Raw genomic sequence first — 26,532 nt, 5'->3', positions numbered from 1 at the left:
TACAGAGCATAGACAGGATTTAACCATGAGTTGGTTTGAAAAACTGATGCCGAGCCGTATCCGTACGGAAGGTGGCAACAAGCGGGCGGTTCCAGAAGGTCTTTGGACCAAGTGTCCCGGCTGTGGCGCAGTCCTCTACCGCGCCGAGATGGAGCGCAATCTCGACGTCTGCCCCAAGTGCAGCCACCATAACCGGATCGGCGCACGCAAGCGTCTGGAGGCGTTTCTCGATGCCGATTCCACCAGCGAGATCGCCAACGAGTTATCACCCACCGATCCGCTCAAATTCAAAGACAGTAAAAAGTACAAGGACCGGCTCACCCAGGCCCAGAAGGCGACGGGAGAGAAGGATGCACTGATTGTCTTGCAGGGCACCCTGAAAGGTCTGCCGGTGGTTTCGGCGGCCTTTGAATTCAGCTTTATGGGGGGCTCCATGGGTTCCGTGGTGGGCGAGAAGTTTGTCCAGGGGGTCAATGTGGCGCTGGAGCAGCGCATACCCTTCATCTGCTTTGCCGCCAGTGGTGGCGCCCGGATGCAGGAGTCGCTCTTCTCCCTGATGCAGATGGCCAAGACCAGTGCAGCCCTGCACAAGATGCGGGAGCAGGGGATTCCATACATTTCCGTGTTGACCGACCCCACCACCGGTGGAGTCTCCGCCAGTTTCGCCATGCTGGGGGATCTGAACGTGGCCGAGCCGAATGCCCTGATCGGCTTTGCCGGACCCCGGGTGATTGAGCAGACCGTGCGGGAGACCCTGCCGGACGGATTCCAACGCAGCGAGTTTTTGCTGGAACACGGCACCCTGGACATGATCATCGACCGGCGCGAGATGCGCGACAAGCTGGCTGATCTGCTGAGTATCCTGACCCATCAACCCAAACCCAACAAACCTGCGGACGACTCCGTCGCCCTGGCGACACCGACCGAGTAAGCGGTGGAAATCCCGCCGGCTCTGTTCAGGTCGTCGGGTGTCCTGCCCTGAACCCTGTCCGGATGGGCACGATGCCGCAGCAATGCTTTGAGTGCCCTGGACAGGGTGGCCCTGATCCTGTCTACAGGTAGATATCCCTATGCGCTTTAACAACCTTGATGAGTGGCTGGACTGGCAAAGCCAGCTGCATCCGAAAGAGATCGAGCTGGGCCTGGAGCGGGTCAGTGCGGTCTGGCAGCAGCTTCGTGCGGCGCCGCTGGACTGCAAGGTGATCACAGTGGGGGGTACCAACGGCAAGGGTTCCTGTGTGGGATTCCTGGAGGCGATGTTGCGCTCTGCCAGCTACCGGGTTGGCTGTTATACCTCGCCGCACCTGGTACGTTATAACGAGCGTATTCTGATTGACGGCAAACCGGTCACGGATGACCAGCTTTGCGAGGCATTTGAACGAGTTGACCAGGCCCGTGGGGAGAGCCAACTTACCTATTTCGAGTTCGGTACACTGGCGGCTCTTGATCTGTTTGCCGGCGCCGGGCTGGACGTGGTGGTGCTGGAGGTCGGCCTGGGCGGACGCCTGGATGCGGTCAATATCATCGACGCTGATGTGGCCCTGATCACCAACGTGGAGATAGATCACACTGACTGGCTGGGTGAAACCCGGGAGCTGATTGGCCGGGAAAAAGCCGGCATCATGCGGGGCGGCCGGCCGGTGGTGTTTGCCGCTGATGCGATGCCGGACTCCATACAGCAGGTGGCTGATCAGACCGGTGCCAGGCTGTTACGGGCCGGGCAGGACTACCAGTGGCGCCGGCAGGATCAGGGCTGGGACTGGTTGCATGGGGATCATCCCCGCCATTCACTGCCGCTGCCCTATATGCGCGGAGACTACCAGTTGCAGAATGCGGCTGCCGCTCTGATGGTGCTGGAGCTGTTGCGCGATGCATTGCCGCTGGATCAGCAGTCGATCCGTTACGGATTGCAGGAGACCCAGCTGTTTGGCCGCTACCAGGTGGTTGGGCGTGATCCCCAGGTGATCCTGGATGTGGCGCACAACGCCCAGGCTGCCCAGGCACTCTCCGGCAATCTGGGTGACATGTTCTGTCACGGTCGAACCATTGCTGTTTTCTCCATGCTGGCGGACAAGGATATTGAACGGGTGGTGCAGGCGGTCTCTTCACGCATCGATGAGTGGTATCTGTTTCCCATCGATACGGGGCGGGCAGCCAGCCTCTCCCGATTACATGAGGCGCTGCAGAACCAGGGGATAGAACCGCAGCAGTGGCGCGATTTCGACCATGTGGCAGCGGCCTTCGCGGCTGCCAGGGAGAGTGCTGGCGAGGGTGATCGTATTGTGGTGTTCGGATCCTTCTACAGTGTGGGTGATGTGGTCAAACTGCTCTGAGGCAGGACGATCAGTGGATGCCCGGATCTATTCTTGCCGGGGGGCTGGAACGGTGGTTCGATCCGTCCCTATAATAGGAACGGCCTGTAAATGGGTATAGGATATACGACGTGGATGAAACATTAAAAAAACGCCTGGTAGGGGCGACGGTGCTGGTGTCACTGGTAGTGATCTTCGTGCCCATGCTGTTGGATGATGAGCCGATGGTGGAAAGCGGCATTACTGAAACCAATATACCGCCCAAACCAGCGCAGGATTTCTCTTCCCGGGTGATTCCAGCCGAGGATGAGGAGTTGTCGATTCCACCGCTGTCACAGCGGCCGGAGATTGTGCCCCTGACGCCGCCGCCGGCACCTGCCCCAACTCCGGAGACGCCCGAACCCACTGCACCTGTCGAACAGACTGCGGTACCCACAGTGGCGGAGAACAAGGCGCCGCCTGTCCAAGCCCCGCCGGTAGAAAAACCCCAGCCTGTGCAGCCCCGGGAAGGGCTGGCCGCCTGGGTGATCCAGGTGGGCAGTTTCTCCAATCGGGAGAATGCGGAGAAGCTGGTGGAGACCATTCGCAACATGAAGTATGCCGCCTTTATGGAACAGGCCGCTGTGGATGGCAAGACCCTGTTCCGGGTCATGGTGGGGCCGGAAGTTGATCGGAAACTGGCAGACCAGATGCTGGTCAAGCTGAACAAGGATATAAAGTCACTGGATTTAAAGGGCAGAGTCAGATCCTATCCTTGATAGGGGGGCTGATCGGTCAGCATGACATTAATCGCTTCTGCTCCCTATGAGCCTCTGATAAAATTAACCGCTTTCAAAGATAAAAATTCCTTTTATGAGTTTTAGGTTTCTACCCACTACCCAGGCCTGTTCTGAATGATCTGGATCGATTTCGTCATTCTCGGCATTATTGGGCTTTCGGCGATTATCAGTCTGATGCGTGGTTTCGTGCGTGAGGCCCTGTCCCTAGCCGCCTGGGTGCTCGCCTTCTGGGTCGCCTGGACCTTTTTCCGCAAACTGGCACTGCAACTGGACTGGTTCACCGTACCCTCGGTCCGGCTCGGTGCCGCTTTCCTGATACTCTTTATCGCGACCCTGATGGTGGGTGCGCTGGTTAATTTCCTGATGGGTCAGCTGGTGGACAAGACCGGCCTGAGTGGCACCGACCGGCTCATCGGTATTCTGTTTGGAGCAGCTCGGGGGGCTATACTGGTAGCGATACTGGTGCTTTTGGCGGGGTTGACACCCTTTCCAAACGATCCCTGGTGGAAGGAGTCACAATTGATCGGATATTTTCAGGAGCTGGCTATCTGGTTGAAACAGCTGCTACCTGCGGATATTGGCGAGAAGTTTAAATTTGTTTAACGCTTGATTAACGATTGAGAAGACTCTCAAGGGTAGACGGATCATGTGTGGTATTGTCGGAATCTTCGGTTACAGCCCGGTGAATCAAGGGATCTACGAGGCGCTGATGGTGTTGCAGCATCGTGGACAGGATGCGGCTGGAATCGTCACTCTGGATGGCAGGAAAATTCATCTGCGTAAGGACAATGGCCTGGCGCGGGATGTGTTCAGGACCGAACACATGATCAATCTGAAGGGGAATATGGGGATAGGCCATGTCCGCTACCCTACCGCCGGCAGCTCGTCATCGGCCGAGGCGCAGCCCTTCTACGTCAACTCACCCTACGGTATCACCCTGGCCCATAACGGCAACCTGACCAATGCCGATGAGTTAAAGGGTGACCTGTACCGGGAAGATTTGCGCCACATCAATACCTCATCCGATTCGGAAGTGCTGCTGAACGTGTTTGCCCATGAGCTGCACAGCCTGGGTAAACTGCGGATTGATGAGAATGACGTGTTCAAGGCAGTGGCGGCCGTACACCGTCGTTCCCGGGGTGGCTATGCCGCGGTTGCCATGATCATCGGTTACGGCATGGTGGCATTTCGTGACCCCCACGGTATCCGCCCCATTGTGTTTGGTAAGCGTGAGACCGATCAGGGTACGGAATACATGATCGCCTCTGAGAGCGTGGCGCTTGATTCCCAGGATTTCGAACTGGTGCGGGACCTGGCGCCGGGTGAAGCGATCTATATCGATATGACCGGCAAGCTGCATAGCTGTGTCTGCGCAGCCCATACCGAACACACCCCCTGCATTTTCGAGTTTGTCTATTTCGCCCGTCCCGACTCCATTATTGACGATATCTTTGTGCACAAGGCCCGCTCCCGTATGGGGGCCAAACTGGCCAGCAAGATTCAACGGGACTGGCCCGATCACGATATCGACGTGGTTATCCCGATTCCCGATACCAGCCGTACCGCCGCGCTGGCGCTGGCCAATGCGCTGGGCGTGGAGTATGCGGAGGGCTTTATCAAGAACCGCTATATCGGTCGAACCTTCATCATGCCCGGCCAGCAGGTGCGGCGGAAGTCGGTGCGGCAGAAACTCAATGCGATCGACTCAGAATTCAAGGATAAAAGGGTACTGCTGGTGGACGACTCCATTGTACGTGGCACCACCTCCCAGCAGATTGTGCAGATGGCCCGTGAGGCCGGTGCCACCCGGGTCTATTTCGCCTCCGCTGCACCGCCGGTCAAACACCCCAATGTGTACGGTATCGACATGCCATCGGCCCACGAACTGGTGGCCTTTAATCGCAGCATCGAGGAAGTGCAGGAGATCATTGGGGCCGATCGACTGATCTTCCAGGATCTGGAAGATCTGATTGCGGCGGTCAAGAAGGAGGACAAGTCGGCGGTAAAACGTTTTGATACCGCTGTATTCGATGGTCAGTACGTGACCGGGGACGTAAGTCCCCAGTACCTGGAGCAGTTGGAACTGATCCGTAATGACTCGGCCAAGCAGGGCGATAGTTCCGGTGCAGACGTGGTGATCGGCCTGCACAACAATCGCTAGCGGTGTCTGACCTTTGGCAGGGTGGGCACATGGCCTGTGCCCATCTTTTTAAACCGCACTGTCCCGCCGCGACAGATCCCGCCGCCTAACCCATCAGAAAATGGGCATGGGCAGCAGCCACCGGTCGCTGCCGATCCGCCTGCCACGCCTCTATCCGAACATTGGACACACTGCGGCCCTGCCTGATCAGGTAACCCCTGGCGAAGGTATCCTGGTTACCCAGACAGGGTCGCAGGTAATCCACGGAAATATTGATAATCCTCGGGAAGCGGCTGATTTCACACTCGTGGATAATGTGCATCACCCCGGCGTGTTCCAGCATCGCACCAACCACACCGCCATGCACTGCGGGAATGCTGCTATTCCCAACATTACTCGGCTTTGCGCGTAAAATGGTGGTCAGGCCCTGATCATCTGAAACCAGTTCGAGCCCGACAAAGGCACTGTAGGGGATTAGGGCACTGATAGCGGCAAACTCACCGGCCGCTTTCAGCGCCATCACTTTTTCAAACAACGAGGATTCACTGTTATGCATCAGAGGCGGGTCCTGTTGAGCCAATCATGAAACTGGCGACAAAATGGGCAATCGGGTCCTCCGGCTGGTCGTGGTAGGCGTGGCCCTTTACGAACAGTATGTGCGGGGTCTGTCGGTAGCACTCGGCAAAGCCCAGTATGGATTTTCCCGGCTCCGCCTTTTTCAGATAGTCGATCCGCAGGTCCAGGGTGGCCACAGTGGAGTTGAGTGGCGCCACGCTAAAGGCGGCGGCACCACCGGCACTGTCCAGCAGGGTGGTGATAACGCCACCGTGGATCACGCCGCTTTCCAGGTTACCCACCAGGTGGGGGGCGTATTCGACCCGGAACAGGCAGGAGCCCCGCTGCATATCCACCACGGTCAACCTCAGTGCCCGGATCTGTGGCAACTGTTCCATCACCGCCTGAACATCATCCGGTGCATAGTGTGTTAATTGATTCATAAGTCAGCTGTAACTCCCTCTAGAGAGCGGTCCACTCCTGGGTGACCAGTGGTCGGTTAGCGGCCAGAATCGTACCCTGGAACCGGTCTCCCCGCTGGAAGGCGCCAACCCCCTTGGGGGTCCCGGTCAGAATGATATCGCCATCCTCCAGGGTGAAACTGCGGGATATCTCCCGCAGCAGAAACTCCGGTTTGAAGATCATCAACCCATAGCCACCCTGTTGAACCAGCTTGTCGTTGATAAGCAGCTCCAGGCTGAGCGATTCGAGCGGTTCCGAGAGCCGCACAAACTGGCTGAAGACGGCGGCACCGTCGAACGCCTTGGCCCGCTCCCAGGGGAGTCCCTTGGCTTTCAGTTGATTTTGAATCTCCCGATTGGTCAGGTCCAGTCCGAAGCCGACCCCGGTAATGGCACCGTCCATAATGAGCAGTGCGATCTCCCCTTCATAATGCAGCGCCTGGTCCGTACCGGCGTGAAGTTCACCGCAGATGGCCGAATTGGGCTTGATGAAAATAACCGGTGAGTCCGGAACGTCGTTGTTCAACTCCTTGGCGTGATCGACATAGTTTCTGCCGATACAGACCACCTTGGATGGGGTGATCTGTTCAGATTCAAACAGGATCTGGTTCATCTTTGCTCCAGGTTGGCATGCCGGTAGTGGTCAAACAGCACGGTTGCCTGCCGGGTTCGACAGGGCGGTGAGATCAGCTGAACAGCAAGGCACTGATCACCCTGCGGCCCTCCGACGTGAGAATATTATAGGTGCGACAGGCGGCAGGGGTGGTCATTACCTCAATACCGATGCCGGCTTCGATCAGCGCCCGATAGAGTTGCGGATCCGGGAAGCGCTGCTGCTGGCCGGTACCCAGCACCACCAGATCCGGGCGCAGATCGACAAAGGCGGCAAAGTCGGTCTCCTGCAGCGCCTGGAAAGAGTCCGGGCGCCAGTCGGGAATGACCCGCTCGGCCATAACCACCAGGCTTTTGGAAAAAACCGTACCATTCACTGTCACGCTGTTGTCGGTGTAGCCCTGAATGGTGTAACCGTTTGATTGATCCACAACTGAGAATTTCATGCAGGAAAGATAGCAGCCTGCGCTATTCCCTGCAAAAGGAATAAATTCACTATCGTGGTCTCTATATGAGATTGACAGCCCCGTGACCCCTCGGGTAGGTTAGATCTTTTTTCCCCAGCCACTGCTTCAGTGCAACCAAGAGGTCCCCAGTGTCAACGCCCGAGATGGAAGATTTCAGCAGAATCAAGCGACTGCCGCCCTATGTTTTCAATATCGTCAATGATTTGAAAGCAGCGGCGCGAGCGAGGGGCGAGGACATTATCGACTTCGGTATGGGGAATCCCGATCAACCAACCCCGCAGCACATTGTTGACAAACTGGTGGAAGCGGCGCAACGCAAGGATACCCATCGTTACTCCATGTCCCGGGGTATTCCCCGGCTGCGCCGTGCCATCTGTCGCTGGTACAAGGATCGCTACGATGTGGAGCTGGATCCGGAATCCCAGGCGATTGTCACCATCGGCTCCAAAGAGGGCCTGGCCCACCTGTCCCTGGCCTGCCTGGGACCGGGCGATTCGGTACTGGTGCCCAATCCGGCCTATCCGATCCACCCCTACGGATTCGTCATTGCCGGTGCCGATATTCGGCATGTTCCGCTGGTGCCGGGCGTGGACTTTTTCGACAAGCTGCAAGAGGCCATTGTGGACAGCTGGCCGAAGCCAAAAATGCTGGTGCTGAACTTTCCCGGCAATCCAACCGGGCAGTGCGTCGAGCTGGATTTCTTCGAGAAGGTGATCGAGATTGCCCGGGAGAACAATATCTGGGTGGTGCATGACCTGGCCTATGCGGATATTGCATTCGATGGTTATGTGGCGCCTTCCATTCTCCAGGTCAAAGGTGCGGAAGATATCGCCGTGGAGTTCTTCTCACTGTCCAAGAGTTACAATATGCCCGGTTGGCGCGTCGGCTTCATGTGCGGCAACAAGGTGTTGGTGGCGGCATTGGCACGGATGAAATCCTACCTCGACTACGGCATGTTCACGCCGATCCAGGTGGCGGCCATCCAGGCCCTGGAAGGGCCGCAGGATTGCGTGCGGGAGATCCGCGATATGTACCAGCGCCGCCGGGATGTGCTCTGTGATGGATTGAATGCCGCCGGCTGGCCGGTGGAGCGGCCGAAGGCGACCATGTTTGTCTGGGCGAAAATACCGGAGCAGTACCTGGAGATGGGTTCCCTGGAGTTCTCCAAGAAACTGTTGAAGGATGCCAAGGTGGCGGTCTCTCCCGGTGTTGGATTCGGCCAGCACGGCGATGACTACGTCCGTTTCGGCTTGATTGAGAATGAGCATCGAACCCGGCAGGCGGTTCGCGGTATCAAGGAGATGATCCGCAGAGACGCCAAACAGAGTGAGGCGTAGCTGTCCCGGATCCGGCAAACAGTGCACGGGTGGGGATAGACCGGGTGAAAGTGTGGCAAGATAAGCTAAATATTTTTTCGGCAGCGGAGCTGCCCCGTAGTAAATAGTATTGGGAGAGTGAGTTTGGACGCGGTCAAGGTAGGTTTGTTGGGTCTGGGTACGGTCGGTGGCGGTACGGTGAATGTGCTGACCCGGAACGCGGATGAGATTACCCGTCGGGCCGGCCGGGGAATCCGCATTATCCAGGCGGCGGCGCGGGACTATGACGCCGAGGCGATCAACGGGCTGGATCAGATCGATGTCACCGATGATGCCTTCGCCGTGGTCAACAACCCGGAAATCGAGATTGTTATTGAGCTGATCGGCGGTTACTCGCCGGCCCGGGAACTGGTATTGCAGGCAATCGAGAACGGCAAGCATGTGGTTACGGCCAACAAGGCACTGATCGCCATGCACGGCAATGAGATTTTTGCCGCCGCCCAGGCCAAGGGGGTAACGGTGGCGTTCGAGGCTGGCGTCGCCGGTGGTATCCCCATTATCAAGGCCATCCGTGAAGGCCTGGCTGCCAACCAGATTGAGTGGGTGGCGGGTATTATCAATGGTACCGGCAACTTTATCCTGAGCGAAATGCGCGACAAGGGCCGGGATTTTGATGACGTGCTGGCGGAGGCCCAGGCGCTCGGTTATGCCGAGGCCGATCCCACTTTTGATGTGGAAGGTATAGACGCGGCTCACAAGCTGACCATTCTCAGCTCAATCGCCTTCGGGATTCCGCTGCAGTTTGACAAGACCTACACCGAGGGGATCACCCGTATCGATCGCCAGGACGTGGCCTTTGCCAGTGAGCTGGGTTATCGGATCAAGCATCTGGGTATCGCCCACAAGACGGACAAGGGGATCGAGATGCGGGTTCACCCGACGCTGATCCCGGAACGCCGCCTGCTGGCCAATGTGGATGGGGTGATGAACGCCGTCCTGGTCAAAGGTGATGCGGTGGGTCCGACACTTTATTACGGCGCAGGTGCCGGTTCCGAACCGACCGCCTCGGCGGTGGTGGCGGATGTGGTAGATGTGGTGCGTGCCCTGACCACAGATCCCGAGAACCGGGTGCCGCACCTGGCGTTCCAGCCCAACGAGCTGTCCGATTTGCCCATTCTGGGTATGGAGGATGTGGAGACCGCCTATTATCTGCGCATGCAGGTGGCTGACGAACTGGGTGTGATGGCGGAGATCACCCGTATCCTGGCGGATGCCGAGATCAGCATCGAAGCGATTCAGCAGAAAGAGCCGGCGGAAGGGGATACCCAGGTATCACTCATTATGCTGACCCACGAAGTGCTGGAGCGGCAGATGAATCAGGCAATCAAGCGAATCGAGGCCCTGGCTGCGGTGACTGCCCCGGTCATCCGCATCCGCATGGAGCAGCTCGACGGCTGACACTGTTTGGGGTTAAGTTGGCCGGGCCAACTTAACCGCGCTGTTGCTATTTGTCCGGCGCGCTCTTCGGCGGCTGACTTCCCCGACAGGCAGGCTTGGACCAGCAGGCTTGCGGTTGCAGCCGCGCCTGCTCGACTTGCTGCTGGCAGTTGGGGCAGAGACCAGGCAACCAACCATCCACCGTGACAGTCAAAAACAGCTGATGAGCAAACTACCCAATCTTCATCTTCTGATACCCGGTCTGTTGGGGCCGATGCCGACCCTTGATCAACTCCAGCCACAGCCGGGTTTCAAACTCCTGGAGCGGCTATTTGCACGCAGTGATCGCCAGACCCACCCCGGTGATGATCTGGAGTCTGTGCTATTCGGCCTGTTTGGCATTTCCAGCGAAAACGGGGGCAACCTGCCCACCGCGGCCTATCGTCGGATCGGTGATGGCGGCACTGCGGACAGTCGTTACTGGTTGCAACTGACCCCGGTATATCTGCGACCCGACCAGGATCGGCTGCTGCTGTTTGACGTTGAAGATCTGAATCTCACCCTGGCGGAGTCGAAAGGGCTGGCCAAGCTGTTTAACGACCACTTTATCGATGAGGGCTGGCAGGTGGAGGTGCCCCATCCCCACCGCTGGTATCTGTCCCTGGCAGAAGAGCCCGACCTCAAAACCTATGAACTGACCGATGTGTTTGGGCGCAATATGGATCTGTTTCTGCCCGAGGGCGAGGAAGGGATACGCTGGCATGGCGTGTTGAACGAAATTCAGATGTTGTTTTACACGTCGGAGCTGAATGCGCAGCGGGAACAGTCGGGGAAGGGGCCGGTAAACGGGCTCTGGTTGTCGGGTGGCGGCAAGTCCCATAGTCAGCTGCAGACAGGAATGAGTGCACTGTATGGTGATTCAGCCCTGCTGCGTGGGTTGGCCAGCACGGCTGGCACACCGGTTGAAACGCTGCCTGATAGGTTAGATGGACTGTGTGATGCAAGCGGCGGCGAGATCCTGGTCTGCTATGAACTGCTGCGGCGCCCAGTGCTCTGTGCCGATCCTTTCGCCTGGAGTGAGCAGCTGATCCAGTTACAGAACTGGATCGAACCCCTGCTGGATGGGTTGCGTCAGAAACGGCTCAACTCGCTGTTTCTCTATCCCTGCAACGGCCAGCAATACCGGATCGACAGGCACAGCCTGCGCCGTTTCTGGAAACGGCCAAGCCCCCTGAGTCAGCGGCTGGACAGCAATCCACTGGTCTGAATTTCCCCCGACTGCTTCTCCTCCGATATCATCAACTCGGTGGCTTCTTCCAGCTGCGCCGATTGATGGTGTAACCGGTGCTGCCTCCACTAAACGGCAGGGTTAACATGCCGGCTAACCGCTCAACCCTGGACGGATCACGGAACCGGTCGATGCCGATGGTCATTCCTTCGTGGCCCGCATCGGGTTGTGCCTTGTAAGTGCCGAACACGCGGTCCCACCAGGGCAGGTTGAAACCGAAGTTGCTGTTGGTCTCGTCATCTTCGATGGAGTGATGGACCCGGTGCATGTCAGGTGTGACGACGAACAGTCGCAGCACCCGGTCCAGGTTTTCAGGTAACCGCAGATTGCCGTGGTTGAACATGGCCGTAGCGTTGAGCAGCACTTCAAAAATCACCACCCCGACCACCGGTGGGCCAAGCAGCAGGATAGTGGCGAACTTGATCAGCATGGAGAGGATGATCTCGATCGGGTGGAAGCGGGCGCCGGTGGTGACGTCAAAGTCCAGGTCTGCGTGATGGACCCGGTGCAGGCGCCAGAGCAGGGGAACTGCATGTACCATCACATGCTGCAGATAGATCACCCCATCCAGCAGTATGACGGAGACGGTGGCCGAGATAACCAGCGGCAGCTGGTAGTAGTTGAACAGTCCCCAGCCCTGTTGATTGGCAAAAACCGCCACGCCCACGGCCGCTGCCGGAAACAGCAGGCGCAGCAGCAGGGAGTTGAGAAAGGTGAGACCCAGATTATTGCCCCAGCGTAGCAGCTTGGGCTGGCTCAACGGTCGACGTGGTGAAGCCAGCTCCCACAGTGCTACCAGCAGCAGTATGCCGAAGAAAAAACCGAGTCGTATCGGTACTTCGTATTCAAGAATAAAGTGGTTCCAGTCCATGATGCTCGATGTCGTCTGCCCGATACAGGCTTCTGTAGTGATGTAATTCCGTGGTTATTCTATTCCGGCCCGGGAGTTGAAAATCCACGGAAAGTGGGTGGTTCGCCGAGCCTGGCAAGGCGCCAGCGTATCTCAAATGGCCCATGATAAACCATTCTGGAGTATCATCGGCGGAACTGTTGCTGTTTTCCCCAACCGGATGTGTCGTGATGAAAACAACACTGATTATTTTATTACTGATGGTGGTCGGAGTGACCCTGCTGTTGTTTGTGATGGGCATGGTCTCCCGTTCCGGAGAGTCTCCGGGCCTGCTGGACGGGCGGCTGACCCGATGTCCCGATCGGCCCAACTGTGTCTGTAGCGAGTATGCCGAAGACAGTAACCACTATGTCCAGCCGGTGCAACTGCCCGCTGGGGCGCAGGACTGGTTTACTCAGTTGATGCGGAGCGTTATCGAAGAGATGGGTGGCCGGGTGGTGGTTGAACAGGATGGTTATCTGGCCGCCACTTTCCGTTCCGCCCTGTTCGGTTTTACGGATGACCTGGAACTGCGAATGGATCCGCAGCGGCAGCTGTTGCATATCCGTTCCGGTTCACGGGTGGGTTATAGCGATAGTGGTGTCAATGGCCGACGGGTCTACCAGCTGAAAAAACGTATCGAGGCAAAACGGCTGTCGGCACAGGTGAAAGATTGAGCAGGGGTCGGTGGGTCAGCTACCAGTATCTGACCCGGCCTGTATCCACGTGCACGAAATTGGAGCGGGTATAGAGGCCGACGCCGCCCGCCTTGAGTGATTTGGCGGCCCGGTGCAGCTGTTTCAGCTCACAGCCGGCGAGACGGATGTCGAGCGCCTTGCCGTCCATGTGCATGCTGCGCTTGGCTACGCCGCTGCTGTTCTGGCGCAGCATCTTGTTGGTCTTGGGAGAGCGGTAGCCCGAGATGATCTGGAACTCACCACGGCACTCCAGGCGGGCCTGTACCTGGTGCAGCAGATCGAACAGTGCGGGATCCATGCTGTGCTGATCGCCGGTACGGTGATCCCGCAACAGGTGGTTGATCTCCTTCAGTCCATCCTGGATGTAGCTGCCCTCGGCCCAGTAGGTGACCCGTCTGCGCTCTCCGGTGTGCAGGTGATGCAGCGCCAGCACGCGCTCGGGTGACTGTTTGATGTTGGCGAAGGCGGTGGGCGCAACCATGGCCGCTGCTGCAGCCGCACAGCCGGTGATGAAACCGCGTCGGCTGAGGGTGGGTGTCTGGCGTGATGCGTGATCTTTCTGCTTAACCGTCATACAACCGTAATCCCCAGTCAAATGTGTAGAATTGGTTGTTTTATAACCAAAAAACTCTGGAGATACTATCGCAAGCGCTGGCGGGTTGCCAGCCCTGTGCACTGTGTCACGCTGTTGACGGGTCAGTACGCGGTTTGTTCTTAATTGGCGATAGAGACCGGTTCGGTTTCGCGGTGGGCGAACTGCTTGTCCTGGGAGGGGGATAACTGCCGCAGGCTCAGCATCAGGGGGCGGTCAAGGTCATAGATATCGGGACGGAACTGGACACCTGTATCGGGGTCAATCCAGGCGGTGAAATAGACCAGGTAGACGTCAATCGGCTGCGGGAGTTTGAAATAGCTGCTCTGACGGGATGCCAGTCGATCGCTAAACAGGCTGATCGTCTCCGGCTCGCTGACGAGCAGCTGCCGGGCCAGATCCTGAATCCCCTCCACCCGTACACAGCCTGAACTGAAGTCCCGGACCGGGTGGCTGAACAGACCCTTGGCCGGGGTGTCGTGGAGATAGATGGCGTAGGGGTTCGGCATGTGGAATTTGATGCGGCCCAGGCTGTTGCCGTCACCGGGGCTCTGTTGCAGGCGGAACGGGAAATTGTTCCTGTTGAATGCTCCCCAGTCGATCATGGCCGGATCCTGGCTCACCCATTGATCTCCCTCGCGCTGTTGAATCTGGATGTTCTTGCGCAACAGGTACTCCGAGTCCCGGCGCTGTGCCGGCAACAGATCCTCCACCGCAATACGGCGGGGTACTGTCCAGGTAGGGTTCAGCACCAGATGGGTGGCGCGCGCACTGAATGAGGGGGTATAGCGCATTGGCCGGCCGATAATGCTACGGCTCTCCAGCCTGACCTTATCATGCTCTACCAGCTGTACCAGATAACCACCGATATTAACCAGGATGTAGCGGTCACCAAGCTGTTGAGGCAACCAGCGCCAACGTTCCAGGTTGGATTCGATCTGGGCGATACGTTGTTCGACGGAAACATTCAATGCGGCGCGGGTTTGCGGGCCGATGATGCCATCCTGCTTGAGCCCGTGAGCCTGCTGAAAACGCTCCACGGCCTGTTGCAGATCGGGGTCGTAAGTCAGGACATCGGTTGCTGGTGACGGGGCGTCAAAATGTCCCGTGGTCCGGAGTCGCTGGCGCAACAACGGCACCAGTCCGTGCTGTTCACCGGGGCGTAGCAGGGGGGCTTCTGGCAATGGCGACCAGCCCCCCTCGCTGGCGATGCGGCGATAGTCGGACAAGGCCCGTAGCAGGGCCTGGTAGCCGTGATTGCGTGGATTGAGCGACTCCAGAACCGAAACCGGATTCAGGCCGATCACCGCTTGATCCAGCAACCGGGCGCTGTCAATCCGCTCCATGGGGATTTTCCACAGTGGATCAACGGCTGCCGGATCCAGTTGTCCTTCGGCGAGGTGGCGGGCGAGCCTGAGAAATCCATCGGTCAGTAACAGATCCTCCCTGGCCAGCTGCTGGGGCTGGTTGTCCAACAGATGACTGAAGTTATCCGCCTGGTAGAGTGCCGGCTCGAGCCCAGCTCCGGCAACGTCCTGGATGTACTGCTTCAGGGCAGTGCCCGCTTCAGCCAGTTGCCCGAAGGGGGTATGCCAAAGCGGCCGGTAATCGTAATTGGCGTATACCTGTCGCAATAGGCTCCAGTCCGGTTGTGGCTGGATCGACAGTGATTCACCGATAGCGAGCTGTTCCTGCAGTGATTGCCTGATGACATTGGTCTGGTTCTCCCCATCGTTGGCTCTGCCCGGTGACAGAACGGTCATCAGTGCCAGCAGTGCCAACAGATGGAAACGGAAGTAAATGTCAATCCTGGCCATGATCCTTTGAAACGGCTGCCTGTCGAGATGCAGAAACCAGCATGCACCCCTTGTTCCCAATAGTATAGGTTGTTTTGTCCGGCGGAAGCGTTAACAACTGTGACAAATTGTATCTGAAACCTGTCGATGGTGGCCGGGGCGGAGCGGATGGCAGGGGACGGGATGGTCTCCCTTTCAGGCAACCGCTTCCCGGGGGCGTTGGCAGTTGGGGCGTCTGCGTCGCTCCAGGAACAGGCTGTTTCCCGGCAGCCGTTTCGCTTCGCGCTTGGCGATACTGGCCAGGGATGCTACGTCGTGATGGCTTTTGCAGGCTGACGGGTCCGGACGTACACTGCCGATGGAGAGGGTGAGTAAGGGAAAAAAACGGTAATTGCCGGAGCGGTCCTGGGACCAGATCCCTTGCTGCTCATTATCTTCCCGGCTGTAGTATTTTGGCGCAGTCTGTTTGAAATGGTCCAGGATCAATTCACACCGTTTCTGCCAGTCCGGGCTGCGGAAGATCAGGATGAAATCATCGCCGCCGATGTGGCCGATAAAGTCATGCTCCTGCTGAACGTGGTCGCGCAGGATATTGGCCAGGTCCCGGATTACCTGATCGCCCTTTTCATAACCGTACTTGTCATTGAACGGCTTGAAGTTGTCCAGATCACAGTAACAGACCACGAACTCCTGCTGTTCCCGCAGCAGATGATCCAGCTCCTCGTAGATCGGCACATTGCCCGGCAGCAGGGTGAGGGGATTGGCATAACGGGCACTGCGCACCTGCATTTCGGTGATGATCTCAAGCAGGTCGATGACTGATCCGGTACCCACGTAGGCGCCGTTATCTGTGATAATGAAATCGAGTTCCTTGTGCTGTTTCATCTGTTCGCTGACTAGGGAACTGGCCTGCTCAATCGGCACCTGTCTGTCCAGCATCAAGGTGTCATGATCCAGAAACTGCATGATCGGTTTCTTACCATGCAGATCCCGTCCGTAACGTGTCAACAACAGGTTCATCAGTCTGGTTCGGCGTACCAGCCCCAGGGGGTGGTGACCGACCACTACCGGCAGGCTCTCCAGCTGCGGGGCGCGCTGGAAGATCTCCGCCGTCTCTTCGATATTGGTGGTGGCGGTGATACCCGGCACCGGCACCAGCAGGTCGCCGATAACCCTGGAGAACAGGCTGCGGCCGATACCCTGTGTCAGGTTCTCCCGGGTTTCCTGAAATGCGCTTTTGGGAATTTCAGTTACCGGTATCGGCGCCGGTCGGGCGAAGTAGTAGCCCTGGATGAATTCGATACCCAGTTTGGAGATGCAATCCAACTCATCGGCGGTCTCCACCCCTTCGCCGACCACCTTGCAGTTGAGTCCCCGGGCGATGTTTTTTATCGAGCGTACAAACTCCTGCTTGGCCGGGTCGTCGTGGATATCCTGTATGAAGTGGCGATCAATTTTTACATAGTCCGGACGCAGCTCCGACCAGAGTCGCAATCCGGCATAACCGGCTCCCAGGTCGTCGATGGCGATCTCGAACCCCATGGACTTATAGTGATTTTTCGCCTCCCGGACTGCTTGGTAGTTTTCGGTGGGGAACTGTTCGGTAAGTTCGATCACCATCCGTTCAGGAGACAGCCCCACCTGTTTCAATATGCCCAGGGTCGCACCGGTGCGGAAATTGGGCTGAAACAGACACTCCGGGCTGGTGTTGAGAAACAACTTGCCCGGCAGGTTAAGGTGGACAAACTGCTTGATTGCCACCTCCCGGCAGAGTACATCCAGTTCCACCAGACGACCCTGACGGGCCGCCGTCTCAAACAGGGTTACCGGGGAGTGCAGGGGGGTGTTGGAGGGGCCGCGTATCAGCGCTTCATAGCCAAAAATAGCCCGTTTCTGGTTGCCGACTATAGGTTGAAACAGTACGGTGAGCGTGCGATCGCGGATCGTCCTGTAGAGATACTCTTCCAAGGAGAGTTGTAGCGCCATCGCCATTCCACCTCTGTTGTCTGAAGCGGAAGCAAGGCTAGTCTCCGATTGTTACCATTTTATGAATTGGCCGGTTTCTGTTGCCTGATCAGCGGTCGGATGGGTCTGATTTTTCCAGGGCGATAAGCGGCTGTTTGCAGGCCAGGCAGTGATAGGTCTGACCCCGTTTAACCCGGTTATGCCGAATGCTGCTGAGCTGGTGGGTGCGACAACCACAACGATAGGCGTAGCGTTTCAACCTGCGTCGCACGGAGCGACTGACGTCGTAGTTGTGACAGCGGGAGGCCTCGGCGCCAAACAGTTGCATAACCTGGCGCCACTCTGCACCGTGCGGTTTGATCCGTTTGCCAAACAGTTGGCGGGCGACCACGTGGGCCACTTCATGGGGTACGGTGCGCGTGAGGAAGTCCTCCCGGTTTTCGGCCAACAGTAGTGCGTTGTAGCGGATTACCGGTGTCCCCCGGTAGGGGAACATGGCCATGCCGGCGGCCTTGCCGGTGAGGTCGAAGCGGATTACCACCCGGCCGGGATCCTGTTGGAAGTGTAGCCGGGCGGTCGCCAGCAACTGCTGGGTGCGGGCTTCCACCTGTTGCTGGAGTGGGTTGTCAAACGTCTGAATCGGGTTATCCATTATTTTGTATCGTTTCGGCCAAGCCCGCATGGGGCCGCAGGCACTGCAAAGCCATAAGCGTAACTGCTTCTGACCAGATTTCATCGGGCTGGGTGGGCAGAGTCATTATTCCGTGGGCGCAAAAAACGTTTCCACCCTGCGCAATCGCCACACAGAGGGGTAGAGAGCATACAGGCAAGCTGCGGCAGGGGCCAGAACGCTGCCGGTTGAATAGGTCCGAATTATCGGTTCAGCTGTTTGTCAGTATCGCTTCTATTCGATCAGCAGCACAATCAGTTCCACCGGTCCGTGCACACCGTAGGCCAGTGTCTGTTCGATATCCGCAGACTTGGAGGGACCGGAGATCAGCACTGCATTGGTGGGCATGCCGGCTTGCCAGTTTTCATCGGCAATGGCGTCGGCAAAGGTGTTGTGCAGCTGATCCGCTTTCACTACGGCGATATGGATCGGTGGCACCAGGGAGAAACTGCGGGGCTCTTGCGGGGTCGGCCAGAGAATGAGAGCACCCACTTCGGCGATGCCGCCACGGGTGGAGGTGATGGCGGCGTCGATGCCGAAGAACAGCTCCTCTTTCCACTCATCCAGCTCTGCCGTCCGGGACACCAGCTCCGGTAGCGCTTCTCCGTTGCGCCAGGCCGCTTCGATCTGCCTGGCCAGCGGGCCGTTGGGTGCATAGAGCAGGTTGTTGAGCTTTCTCTCCTTGACCAACTGCGCCAGCCGGTCGGCCCAGTCCGATGCTCTTACCCGGTGTATCTCGGTTCGGACCGAGGTCATCGCCTTGCAGAACAGCTCGATACGTTGTTGCCGGTTCCAGTCGGGCGACCGGAAGCCCCGATCCAGCTCCACGGGAGGGATCTCCGTGGAGCGGGCCCGCAGCCGGGCCAGAATGTTGTCGCGTGCCTTATTCATGCTTAAAACCCTCTTCCCGGGCCAGTTGGTGTAACGATTTCGGGGCGATCCGTGGTGTGGTCCGTACCTGGCTCCAGGGGCCGATACGGTTTGGTATACGGTTTCTGAACAGACTGGCCAGCCGGGTAGCACTGCGATAGACCAACGGGGTGGCGTGTATCCAGCTCCACAGTTTCCAGATCAGTGCCTCTTTTCCGGAGCGTTGCGAGCCCTGACCGATGGTGGCGCCGGTGCGGTCTTCCCGCACCTGTTCGTAGCGTAGCCGGTGCAGCAGTTTCGGCAGCGGTATCCGTACCGGACAGGCTTCGCCACAGGCGCCGCACAGGGTGGAGGCGGTGGCCAGGACACCGAAGTTTTCCAGGCCGAATTTCTGGGGTTCGATGACCGAGCCGATCGGACCGGGAATCGGCGGGCCGTAGGCGTGACCACCAATACGGGTATAGACCGGGCAGTGGTTCATGCAGGCGCCGCAGCGGATGCAGCGCAGGCTGTCGAACAGTTCACTGTCCCCGTAGATCCGGGAGCGCTGGTTATCCAGCAGCACCAGGTGTACCTCTTTCGGGCCATCCCGCTCACCCGGCTTGCGGGGCGAGCTGATCATGTTGAAGTAGGTAGTGATGTGCTGGCCGGTGGCGGAACGGGTCAGCAGTTTCAGCAGGGGCGGAACATCCGCCAGCTTCTCCACCACCTTCTCGATGCCGGTGACAGCAATGTGTACCGGCGGTACCGTGGTACAAAGGCGACCGTTACCTTCGTTCTCCACCAGGCAGAGGGTGCCGGTCTCCGCCACTGCAAAGTTGACCCCGGACAGCCCAATCTCCGCGTCGTGGAATTTGCGCCGCAGGATCTGGCGCGCACTGCGGGTCAGGGTGTCGATATCCTCACTGTAGGGGATGTCGGGATGCTTGGCCTTGAACAGCCTGGCAACCTCCTGTTTGCTCTTGTGGATGGCCGGGGCAATGATGTGGGAGGGTGCCTCGTTATCCAGCTGGATAATGTATTCACCCAGGTCCGATTCAACGCAGCTTTTACCCTTCGCTTCCAGGAAGTGGTTCATCTGCATCTCTTCCGAGACCATGGATTTGCCCTTGATCATGCGGGTGGCGTGGTGCCGCTCCATGATGTCGAGCACAATCCGGTTGGCCTGCTCAATGGTCTCGGCCCAGTGCACCTGTATGCCGTTGCGGGTGCAGTTGGCCTCCAGCTGCTCCAGCAGTTCCGGCTGCCGGGCCAGAGCGTTGGCGCGGATATTGGCGCCGATGGTGCGCAGCTCCTCCAGGAACGCCTTGTCGGGAAACGCCTTGTCGCGCTTCTCCATCAGCCCATCCATGGTGACGCGGAAATTGCGCCGCAGCTGGGGATTGTCCAGGGCTTGCTTTACCCGTTGGTCGAACTCAGCTTTTTGGGTCATGGGTGCGCTCCCAGAGAAAACTGGCGATGTGCTGGCCCTTGGGGCCAACGCCCTGGTGTTCCATGTGTCCGGTGATGTTCATCAGGCAGCCGCAATCGCCGCTCACCAGTTGGTCAGCCCCGGTATCGGTGATCGCCTGGGCCTTGTCCGCCACCATGGCGGCGGAGATATCGGGATGCTTGACCGCAAAGGTGCCGCCGAAGCCGCAGCACTCCGCTTTGCGCACCTGTTCCACCAGTTGCACGTTTTCGAGTTGCTGCAGCAGTGCTTCGTGCTCACCGGCAACATCCATCTCCCGGCGTGCTGAACAGGAGGCGTGCAGGGCCACTTTGGTAGGTTGGCCGAGATCCTTCAGTTCGATCTTAAGGACATGCACCAGGAACTCGGTCAGCTCGAAGATCCGTTTCGAGAAGCGCTCCACCTGCTGCGCTTCGGGCTTGTCCCGGAACAGTTCCGGGTACTGGTTACGCAGCATACCGGCGCAGGAGCCGGATGGTACCACTACCGGATACTCTTCCGGAAAGCAGCGAATCTGATTCAGCACCACCGCCTCTGCCTGTTCCCGGTAGCCGGCGTTCCAGGCGGGTTGGCCGCAACAGGTCTGGTCCTGGGGAAAGATCACCTGGACCCCTTCGCGGCGGATCAGCTGCATGCCGGCCAGTCCGGCCTGGGGATAGAGCAGGTCGATCAGGCAGGTGCCGAAAAAGTAGACTTTCTCGGGTTTGCCCGGGTACTGCTTTGTCAAAGACATGGTGTCTCCTGGGTAGGGTGGATCAAAAAGCTGTACACAGAATCGTTGTATGTGCCGAGTGTGGTGACAGGCCCGGTCAGAAATTCACAACAGTCGGCGCTATTTGAATAGTCGTCATTATAGGGCATGGGGTATTGATGAACAGGCCGAAGCACCGGAACTGCCGATCCGGAGCGACATGATCTGCCGGGCCGCTGGTTTTTTCCCAATTCACCGGAGATACTAGCGGCTTTTAAATCCAGCCGTCACGATTCAGGTCATCCAGCCCATGCAGCAGATTTTCAGCATCATTTTTCCAATCTTCGCCATCGTCCTGGTGGGCTATCTCTATGGGCGTCGTCATGCGCCGGATATGGCGGCAGCCAATCAGATCAACCTGGATATCTTTGTTCCGGCGTTGATTTTCCATGTGCTGTCCCAGAAGAGTTTTGCTCTGGGTACCTACCAGGAGCTGGCCATCGCCGGGCTGGTGGTGGTGCTGGGTTCCGGTCTGTTGGCCTGGGTTGTGGCCCGCTTGCTGAACTACCAGGCCAAGACCTTTGTGCCGCCCATGATGTTCTCCAACTCTGGCAATATGGGGTTGCCACTGGCCCTGTTTGCATTTGGTGAGGCGGCGCTACCGGCAGCGGTGGTGCTGTTTATCGTGGAGAACACGTTGCACTTCAGTGTCGGCATGAAGATGCTGGATCATCGAACTTCGTTGGTGGGTATTCTGCGTATCCCGATGGTGTTGGCCACGGTAGTGGGTATCGCCTTCAGTCTCACCGGCTGGGTGTTACCCCAGGTGCTGTCGGTCTCCATCGAGATGGTGGGGCAGGTGGCTATCCCCCTGATGCTCTTTTCACTGGGGGTGCGTCTTACCGGTGTGGATCTGAAGGACTGGCGTATCGGAGTTATCGGCGCCCTGATCTGTCCGGCCAGCGGGCTGGTCATGCTGTTGCTGATGAGTCCTTTCCTGGATCTGCCGGCGCTGCAGTACGGCCAGCTGCTGCTGTTCAGCGTACTGCCGCCCGCGGTACTCAACTTCATGGTGGCGGAGAAGTACAACCAGGAGCCCCGCAAGGTGGCCTCCATTGTCATGCTGGGAAATCTGGGTAGCCTGTTGGTGATTCCCCTGGCCCTGGCCTATATCCTGGCCCAGAACGGAGTGTAGCGGATCGGGGGATTGTGGGCAGAAACGCCAGGGAATGGGTGGGCCTGGGCCGTTGTTGTTTCTCTGAACTCAGGCCACCGGGACGCTGCTGACAGCGTCCCGGCTCGCCTACCGGCATGACCCCGATCGAAGCGGCGACGAATTCCACAGGCATAAAAAAAACCCCGCCGAAGCGGGGTTCTGTACCGATGATCGGTAATCGATCAGGCGTTTCTTCTGCTACGTTGCCGTCCATAACCGACGCCGGCCAGACCCAGACACATCAGTGCGAGGGTGGCGGGTTCCGGTACATCAGCAGCAGCCCCGTTACCGACAATGATCTGTATCTCGGTGCGCGCCTGCTGGGCGCCACTGTCATCGAAAGCGGCCAGGTAGATGTCGTAAGTGCCGTCGACCGTGGGGTCAAAAGAGGCGAAGTACCAGTGTGGCTTCCAGGAGTTTTGTGCCACGTTGTTGTCTGCTACCAGATCGTTATAGCCGGTTATGCCAATTGTGCCGAAGAACGATATGGAAAACCAACTCAAAGTTTCTTCACCGCCACCATTACCAGTGCTGTTGTTCCCGAATGAATGATCGGGTGGTGTCAAACCGCCAAGATCGAAAATGGGATCGAAAACGGTGAAGCTGGTGTCCTGCGACGGATCGTTGTCCAGACCCAGAGCGTAGGTCAGGTCACCGACATTGAGACCGGTGCTACCGTCAAAGTCAGTATTGATTGACCACTCAAAGCTCCAGACCGCGGTGGGGGAGGACTGGCCCGGTGCGACGCCTGCGTCAAAGCTGTAGGTGCCATCACCATTGCTGTTAAAAGTGTTTTCCGGGTTACCGGCTGCGTTGTGGCGCAGCTTGCCACGCAGTCCCAGTTCGATGCCGTTGTTGCGGTCCACGGTGAAAGAGCCGTTGCTGACGCCGGAACCAAAGATCACATCAGGCGTAACGTTCTGGTCATAACTGATTGCAGCCGAAACCGTACCCGACTGGGTCATACCAGCTGCTACAAGCGTCAAAAGGAAAGCGATGTTTTTATTCATTATGAAGAACCCTTCTTAGGTGTACCAAATTTTAATTAGAAATTCAGTTTGCCTGTTAATTTAACCTTACCCAAATTTCACGCCATATTAAGCAAATTAAATGCCAAATTAAGAATTTAATTTACACTCAATGGGTTACTTGCGATGTCTTACCATATACCACTCTTTTAATGGGGTGAGTGTAAAAAATTCTGACGTTTTGCCGGCTGGGTTGATAACCATTGACTCTGAAGACCCCGGAGGGCTAGCCCCTGCATCAGGGCGGCGGCGATGTCTCAAACGAAGGTGCGATATCTGTAAATGTGGTGTTTGAGCGGCTGGTATGCCCTAACGGGCCAGTTTTGATTCCACATAGGTCTTTAAAGCGGCCGCATTATTGTATTGCAGATCCTTGGTGCCGAACAGAAACGTCACATTTTGCCGCTTGAGGTGGTTGATCAGTTCCGTGACCGCTGCCCTGTTGGTGTCCAGTTCCGCGAAATAGCGTTTCTGGAATTCGGGCCACTTTTCAGGATCATGCTGATACCACTTTCTCAGTTCATTGGAAGGAGCGATGGACTTCAGCCACAGGTCAATCTTCGCACTCTCCCGGGAAAGGCCCCGGGGCCATAGGCGGTCCACCAGTATCCGGAAGCCATCCCCGGGATCGGCCGGGTCATAGGCCCGTTTGAGCAGAATGTTCATGGCGCACCTTAATCGGTATGGGTTTGGTGTGGCACACCTTTCCATTATAGATGAGCGTTTCCGTTGCTTAATACATCCGATTCAGGCGCCTGTTTCCACTGCAGTGATTTGAATGGCCTGGTTCAGTGGCTGATGGTTTTTGAAAAGATGTGAATCACCAGCACGCCGGCGATAATCAGGCCCATACCGATCATGGCGGGGACGTCCGGGATCTCCCGGTACAGGAAAGTGCCGGCGATGGTGATCAGCACAATACCGAAACCGGACCAGATGGCGTAGGTGATGCCGATCGGGATGGTCCGCAGTGCCAGGGTCAGGAAGTAGAACGCCAGACCATAACCCACAACCACCAGCAGAGTGGGGTAGAGTCTGGTAAATTCCGCGGAAGCCTTCAGCGCGCTGGTGGCGATCACTTCAGCGATGATAGCGACTGTCAGGTAGAGGTATGCCATGGATATTGGAAAGTCGGGCGTCAGGTCGGCAGGGCGAACAGCACTTAAGCGTGTCTGCCCTGTCGGCTTGGATTACTTGATGAGTCGGAGTATGTCACGGAACTCGCCGGATCGACAGTCACCCACCAGTTCATAGAGGCACATCTCCACTCCAGTGATCCCGACACCGTTGGCGGTGAGCTTGGCAATGGCCAGCTCCTTGTTGGCCAGGGTGCGGGACGAGACACAGTCGCAGACCAACTCCACGTCGTAGCCGAGATGGACCAGGCTGGATACGGTCTGGTACACACAGATATGGGTTTCGATACCGCATACCAGCCAACGACCAACGCCGGACTGTTTGACGGCATCCTCAAACTCCACCGAACCAAAACCGTCGAAGGTGTATTTGGTGATCGGTTCACGGGGTACCAGGGCTGCGGCGATTGCCGGTGTGGTAGGGCCGAGTTTTTCGGGATTCTGTTCCAGCCAAAGGATCGGCAGATTCAGCACCTTGGCCCCTTGGATCAGGGCCAGGGTGTTGGTAATCAGCTGTTCACTCTGGTGGACAATTTCGGCCAGCTTGCCCTGTATATCGACAACAATAAGGCCGGTGTTATCTCTGGTTAACATGGCTACCTCATGGGATCTGATCGGTGATGACCGGATAGTCCGGGGCGCGGGCGGATTGGGCCCGCGCCGGTGCGGGTCGGGTGGTCGGGTTCAGGCTACTCTCGGGTTGATGGCATAGGTTCCGGTGATGCTGGCACTCTCCAGCACATGCCCTTCGATGGCGGCGAGTGCCTCCGGTCCACCGAAGCGGCCGCTCAGACCACAACTCTCGATATCCAGTGCATAGAGGGTGAAGCAGTAGCGGTGCAGGATACTGTCATTCCAGGGCGGGCAGGGGCCATCATAACCGTAGTAGTCGCCCGCCATGTCGGCATCGCCGGCAAACCAGTCGGTGTAGTTGTTGATGCCGCGGATACCACCGGCGGGAGAGGCGCCGCCCGGTTTGCCTTTGGGAGTGATGCCGTCCGAGTCAGCGCCGGCAGCAATCTGTCGCTGGTCAGCCGGAATATCCACCAGCACCCAGTGATAGAAGTCGACCCGGGGCAGATCGGCTGGAACTTCACGGTCCTCCTGGTTCACATCATCCGGTTTGCTGGGTACGTCGGGGTCGTGGCAGATCAATACAAAAGAGCGTGTACCTTCTGGTACATCGTCCCAGCTCAGGTCGGGATTGCGGTTATCGGCCAGCGCCACATGCGTGGTCGCATCATGGGTGCCAAAGGCGTTTGATACGGGGATCGGCTGGTTATCCTTGATCTGGTTGCTGGTCAGTTTCATCGGACTCTCCTCATGTGTGCTGTCGTGGCTGTCTACCGGGATGGCGCCACCGTCCGGAATGATCACCGGGTAGTTGCAGGACGGTTGCTGGAGAGATCATGCCACACATGGGACGGCTGGTGTAAGGGCGCTGTTGCAGGTTCCGGTTTGCCGCCTAGATGTCCAGGGTGCGCCGGGCGAACTGCTCCAGGTAATCCATCAGCGAGTTGGAGAGATCCTCTGCCTCCTGTTCGTTGCCTTCCGCCACGGTACGCATGATCGAGGCGTGCAGACCGGCGCCGGTGGCAAGGTCTCCCTCGCGCATGTTGAGATACCAGAAGCGGCGGGTCATGCCCTGTACCGGTCCCATGGCCCGCTCGATGTACTCGTTGGCGGCGGCTTCGGTGAGGAGGTGGTGCACATCACGCAATACGTACAGAAACTCTTCGGCATTCTGCTCGGTGGCCAACTGCTCCAGGCAGTTTGCCAGGGACTGCATCTGCTCCCGGTGTTGCTTGCTGCCGCGGCGGGCAGCCAGACGGGTCGCCAGGTTCTGCAACGGGCGACGCACCTCCAGCAGTTTTAACTCGGTATTGACCGACACTTCTGGGATCATCACCCCCCGGCGCGGATGAATGGAGACCAGCCCGTCCCGGGCCAGTCGCTGCAGAGATTCCCGTATCGGCATGCGGCCCATCTCCAGTGCCTTGGCCAACTGGGCCTCCGAGACCATCATCCCCGGTTCCAGTTGCCCGGTGACAATACGTGCCTCCAGGGCGTCATAGGCCTGTTCGGTAAGTGACCGGCGCTTGTTGGGTCGGATCGTGTCTCTGTCTGTCATGCAGGTTCCATATTTCTAATTATCGATGCTGCG

At 57.9% G+C, this 26,532-nt stretch carries 28 protein-coding genes; 10 read left to right on the top strand and 18 right to left on the bottom strand.

From position 1 onward, the window contains the following. The first annotated feature begins 25 nt into the window (after nucleotides 1–25). From accD to purF, 5 genes are all read left to right on the top strand, one after another. On the top strand, nucleotides 26–931 hold the full coding sequence (gene accD / locus AAY24_RS06080) for an acetyl-CoA carboxylase, carboxyltransferase subunit beta (RefSeq protein ID WP_046858923.1): 906 nt from the start codon (nucleotides 26–28) through the stop codon (nucleotides 929–931). A gap of 139 nt (nucleotides 932–1,070) precedes the next feature. After that, nucleotides 1,071–2,333 carry a bifunctional tetrahydrofolate synthase/dihydrofolate synthase gene (gene folC / locus AAY24_RS06075; protein WP_046858922.1) on the top strand — a complete coding sequence of 421 codons (1,263 nt, stop codon included), beginning with the start codon at nucleotides 1,071–1,073 and terminating at the stop codon, nucleotides 2,331–2,333. Between the two features lie 110 nt (nucleotides 2,334–2,443). Then, complete coding sequence (locus AAY24_RS06070; protein WP_199930506.1) at nucleotides 2,444–3,070, top strand: SPOR domain-containing protein; 627 nt, start codon at nucleotides 2,444–2,446, stop codon at nucleotides 3,068–3,070. Nucleotides 3,071–3,205: 135 nt separating this feature from the next. Further along, the gene (locus AAY24_RS06065; RefSeq protein ID WP_046858920.1) at nucleotides 3,206–3,694 is read left to right on the top strand and encodes a CvpA family protein; all 489 of its coding nucleotides are present in this window, start codon (nucleotides 3,206–3,208) and stop codon (nucleotides 3,692–3,694) included. 43 nt (nucleotides 3,695–3,737) lie between these two features. Continuing rightward, nucleotides 3,738–5,252 (top strand): amidophosphoribosyltransferase, encoded by a 1,515-nt coding sequence (gene purF / locus AAY24_RS06060; protein ID WP_046858919.1) that lies wholly within the window; start codon nucleotides 3,738–3,740, stop codon nucleotides 5,250–5,252. Nucleotides 5,253–5,337: 85 nt separating this feature from the next. Here purF and AAY24_RS06055 read toward each other — a convergent pair whose 3' ends face one another. The 4 genes from AAY24_RS06055 to AAY24_RS06040 form a co-directional block, all read right to left on the bottom strand. After that, nucleotides 5,338–5,787 (bottom strand): PaaI family thioesterase, encoded by a 450-nt coding sequence (locus AAY24_RS06055; RefSeq protein ID WP_046858918.1) that lies wholly within the window; start codon nucleotides 5,785–5,787, stop codon nucleotides 5,338–5,340. Further along, nucleotides 5,780–6,229: a PaaI family thioesterase gene (locus tag AAY24_RS06050; RefSeq protein ID WP_052761096.1), complete on the bottom strand. Its 450-nt coding sequence runs from the start codon at nucleotides 6,227–6,229 to the stop codon at nucleotides 5,780–5,782. The genes AAY24_RS06055 and AAY24_RS06050 overlap by 8 nt, the downstream gene beginning before the upstream one ends. Nucleotides 6,230–6,248: 19 nt before the next feature. Then, a complete protein-coding gene (locus AAY24_RS06045) occupies nucleotides 6,249–6,860 on the bottom strand; it encodes a fumarylacetoacetate hydrolase family protein (RefSeq protein WP_046858917.1) in 612 nt (203 codons plus the stop codon). 73 nt (nucleotides 6,861–6,933) lie between these two features. Further along, a complete protein-coding gene (locus AAY24_RS06040) occupies nucleotides 6,934–7,305 on the bottom strand; it encodes an Mth938-like domain-containing protein (protein ID WP_046858916.1) in 372 nt (123 codons plus the stop codon). 164 nt (nucleotides 7,306–7,469) lie between these two features. On the opposite strand from AAY24_RS06040, the gene alaC reads away from it, so the two are divergent. The 3 genes from alaC to AAY24_RS06025 all read left to right on the top strand — a co-directional run bounded on the left by alaC (nucleotide 7,470) and on the right by AAY24_RS06025 (nucleotide 11,346). Beyond that, nucleotides 7,470–8,663, top strand: coding sequence for an alanine transaminase (alaC, locus tag AAY24_RS06035; RefSeq protein WP_046858915.1), 1,194 nt, complete (start codon nucleotides 7,470–7,472; stop codon nucleotides 8,661–8,663). Nucleotides 8,664–8,786: 123 nt separating this feature from the next. After that, the gene (locus AAY24_RS06030; RefSeq protein WP_046861064.1) at nucleotides 8,787–10,100 is read left to right on the top strand and encodes a homoserine dehydrogenase; all 1,314 of its coding nucleotides are present in this window, start codon (nucleotides 8,787–8,789) and stop codon (nucleotides 10,098–10,100) included. Between the two features lie 202 nt (nucleotides 10,101–10,302). Beyond that, on the top strand, nucleotides 10,303–11,346 hold the full coding sequence (locus tag AAY24_RS06025; RefSeq protein WP_199930505.1) for a hypothetical protein: 1,044 nt from the start codon (nucleotides 10,303–10,305) through the stop codon (nucleotides 11,344–11,346). 31 nt (nucleotides 11,347–11,377) lie between these two features. Here AAY24_RS06025 and AAY24_RS06020 read toward each other — a convergent pair whose 3' ends face one another. Then, entirely contained in the window at nucleotides 11,378–12,238 is an 861-nt protein-coding gene (locus tag AAY24_RS06020; RefSeq protein ID WP_046858914.1) for a sterol desaturase family protein, read from the bottom strand. 209 nt (nucleotides 12,239–12,447) lie between these two features. Here AAY24_RS06020 and AAY24_RS06015 point away from each other — a divergent pair, with 209 nt between their 5' ends. Beyond that, complete coding sequence (locus AAY24_RS06015; RefSeq protein ID WP_046858913.1) at nucleotides 12,448–12,933, top strand: DUF1499 domain-containing protein; 486 nt, start codon at nucleotides 12,448–12,450, stop codon at nucleotides 12,931–12,933. A 19-nt stretch (nucleotides 12,934–12,952) separates the two neighbouring features. Here AAY24_RS06015 and mepK read toward each other — a convergent pair whose 3' ends face one another. The 7 genes from mepK to AAY24_RS05980 all read right to left on the bottom strand — a co-directional run bounded on the left by mepK (nucleotide 12,953) and on the right by AAY24_RS05980 (nucleotide 21,030). Further along, entirely contained in the window at nucleotides 12,953–13,528 is a 576-nt protein-coding gene (gene mepK, locus AAY24_RS06010; protein WP_046858912.1) for a peptidoglycan L,D-endopeptidase MepK, read from the bottom strand. A gap of 140 nt (nucleotides 13,529–13,668) precedes the next feature. Further along, on the bottom strand, nucleotides 13,669–15,363 hold the full coding sequence (locus AAY24_RS06005; RefSeq protein ID WP_052761094.1) for a L,D-transpeptidase family protein: 1,695 nt from the start codon (nucleotides 15,361–15,363) through the stop codon (nucleotides 13,669–13,671). 174 nt (nucleotides 15,364–15,537) lie between these two features. Continuing rightward, nucleotides 15,538–17,328 (bottom strand): GGDEF domain-containing protein, encoded by a 1,791-nt coding sequence (locus AAY24_RS06000; protein WP_063370482.1) that lies wholly within the window; start codon nucleotides 17,326–17,328, stop codon nucleotides 15,538–15,540. Nucleotides 17,329–17,416: 88 nt separating this feature from the next. Then, nucleotides 17,417–17,959 (bottom strand): SprT family zinc-dependent metalloprotease, encoded by a 543-nt coding sequence (locus tag AAY24_RS05995; RefSeq protein WP_046858910.1) that lies wholly within the window; start codon nucleotides 17,957–17,959, stop codon nucleotides 17,417–17,419. A 252-nt stretch (nucleotides 17,960–18,211) separates the two neighbouring features. Beyond that, on the bottom strand, nucleotides 18,212–18,868 hold the full coding sequence (locus tag AAY24_RS05990) for a LutC/YkgG family protein (RefSeq protein WP_046858909.1): 657 nt from the start codon (nucleotides 18,866–18,868) through the stop codon (nucleotides 18,212–18,214). After that, nucleotides 18,861–20,279 carry a LutB/LldF family L-lactate oxidation iron-sulfur protein gene (locus AAY24_RS05985; RefSeq protein ID WP_046858908.1) on the bottom strand — a complete coding sequence of 473 codons (1,419 nt, stop codon included), beginning with the start codon at nucleotides 20,277–20,279 and terminating at the stop codon, nucleotides 18,861–18,863. The genes AAY24_RS05990 and AAY24_RS05985 overlap by 8 nt, the downstream gene beginning before the upstream one ends. Beyond that, the gene (locus AAY24_RS05980) at nucleotides 20,263–21,030 is read right to left on the bottom strand and encodes a (Fe-S)-binding protein (protein WP_046858907.1); all 768 of its coding nucleotides are present in this window, start codon (nucleotides 21,028–21,030) and stop codon (nucleotides 20,263–20,265) included. Before AAY24_RS05980 ends, AAY24_RS05985 begins: the two co-directional genes overlap by 17 nt. 268 nt (nucleotides 21,031–21,298) lie before the next feature. Here AAY24_RS05980 and AAY24_RS05975 point away from each other — a divergent pair, with 268 nt between their 5' ends. Further along, the gene (locus AAY24_RS05975) at nucleotides 21,299–22,183 is read left to right on the top strand and encodes an AEC family transporter (RefSeq protein ID WP_046858906.1); all 885 of its coding nucleotides are present in this window, start codon (nucleotides 21,299–21,301) and stop codon (nucleotides 22,181–22,183) included. Between the two features lie 203 nt (nucleotides 22,184–22,386). Here the strand turns inward: AAY24_RS05975 and AAY24_RS05970 are convergent, their stop codons facing one another. The 6 genes from AAY24_RS05970 to AAY24_RS05945 all read right to left on the bottom strand — a co-directional run bounded on the left by AAY24_RS05970 (nucleotide 22,387) and on the right by AAY24_RS05945 (nucleotide 26,499). After that, the gene (locus AAY24_RS05970; protein WP_046858905.1) at nucleotides 22,387–23,169 is read right to left on the bottom strand and encodes a PEP-CTERM sorting domain-containing protein; all 783 of its coding nucleotides are present in this window, start codon (nucleotides 23,167–23,169) and stop codon (nucleotides 22,387–22,389) included. Between the two features lie 372 nt (nucleotides 23,170–23,541). Then, the gene (locus AAY24_RS05965; protein ID WP_046858904.1) at nucleotides 23,542–23,898 is read right to left on the bottom strand and encodes a DUF488 domain-containing protein; all 357 of its coding nucleotides are present in this window, start codon (nucleotides 23,896–23,898) and stop codon (nucleotides 23,542–23,544) included. Between the two features lie 122 nt (nucleotides 23,899–24,020). Next, nucleotides 24,021–24,350 carry a DMT family transporter gene (locus AAY24_RS05960; RefSeq protein WP_063370450.1) on the bottom strand — a complete coding sequence of 110 codons (330 nt, stop codon included), beginning with the start codon at nucleotides 24,348–24,350 and terminating at the stop codon, nucleotides 24,021–24,023. A 72-nt stretch (nucleotides 24,351–24,422) separates the two neighbouring features. Further along, nucleotides 24,423–24,962, bottom strand: a complete 540-nt coding sequence (locus AAY24_RS05955) for a hydrolase (RefSeq protein WP_046858902.1) — start codon at nucleotides 24,960–24,962, stop codon at nucleotides 24,423–24,425. 90 nt (nucleotides 24,963–25,052) lie between these two features. Continuing rightward, entirely contained in the window at nucleotides 25,053–25,679 is a 627-nt protein-coding gene (locus tag AAY24_RS05950; protein ID WP_046861061.1) for a YbhB/YbcL family Raf kinase inhibitor-like protein, read from the bottom strand. Between the two features lie 154 nt (nucleotides 25,680–25,833). Further along, nucleotides 25,834–26,499 (bottom strand): GntR family transcriptional regulator, encoded by a 666-nt coding sequence (locus AAY24_RS05945; protein WP_046858901.1) that lies wholly within the window; start codon nucleotides 26,497–26,499, stop codon nucleotides 25,834–25,836. Between the last annotated feature and the right edge of the window lie 33 nt (nucleotides 26,500–26,532).

This window comes from Sedimenticola thiotaurini (genome assembly GCF_001007875.1).
GTDB lineage: Bacteria > Pseudomonadota > Gammaproteobacteria > Chromatiales > Chromatiaceae > Sedimenticola > Sedimenticola thiotaurini.
Note: the sequence above shows the minus strand (reverse complement) of the source record. Positions and strands in the feature narration are given on the sequence as shown.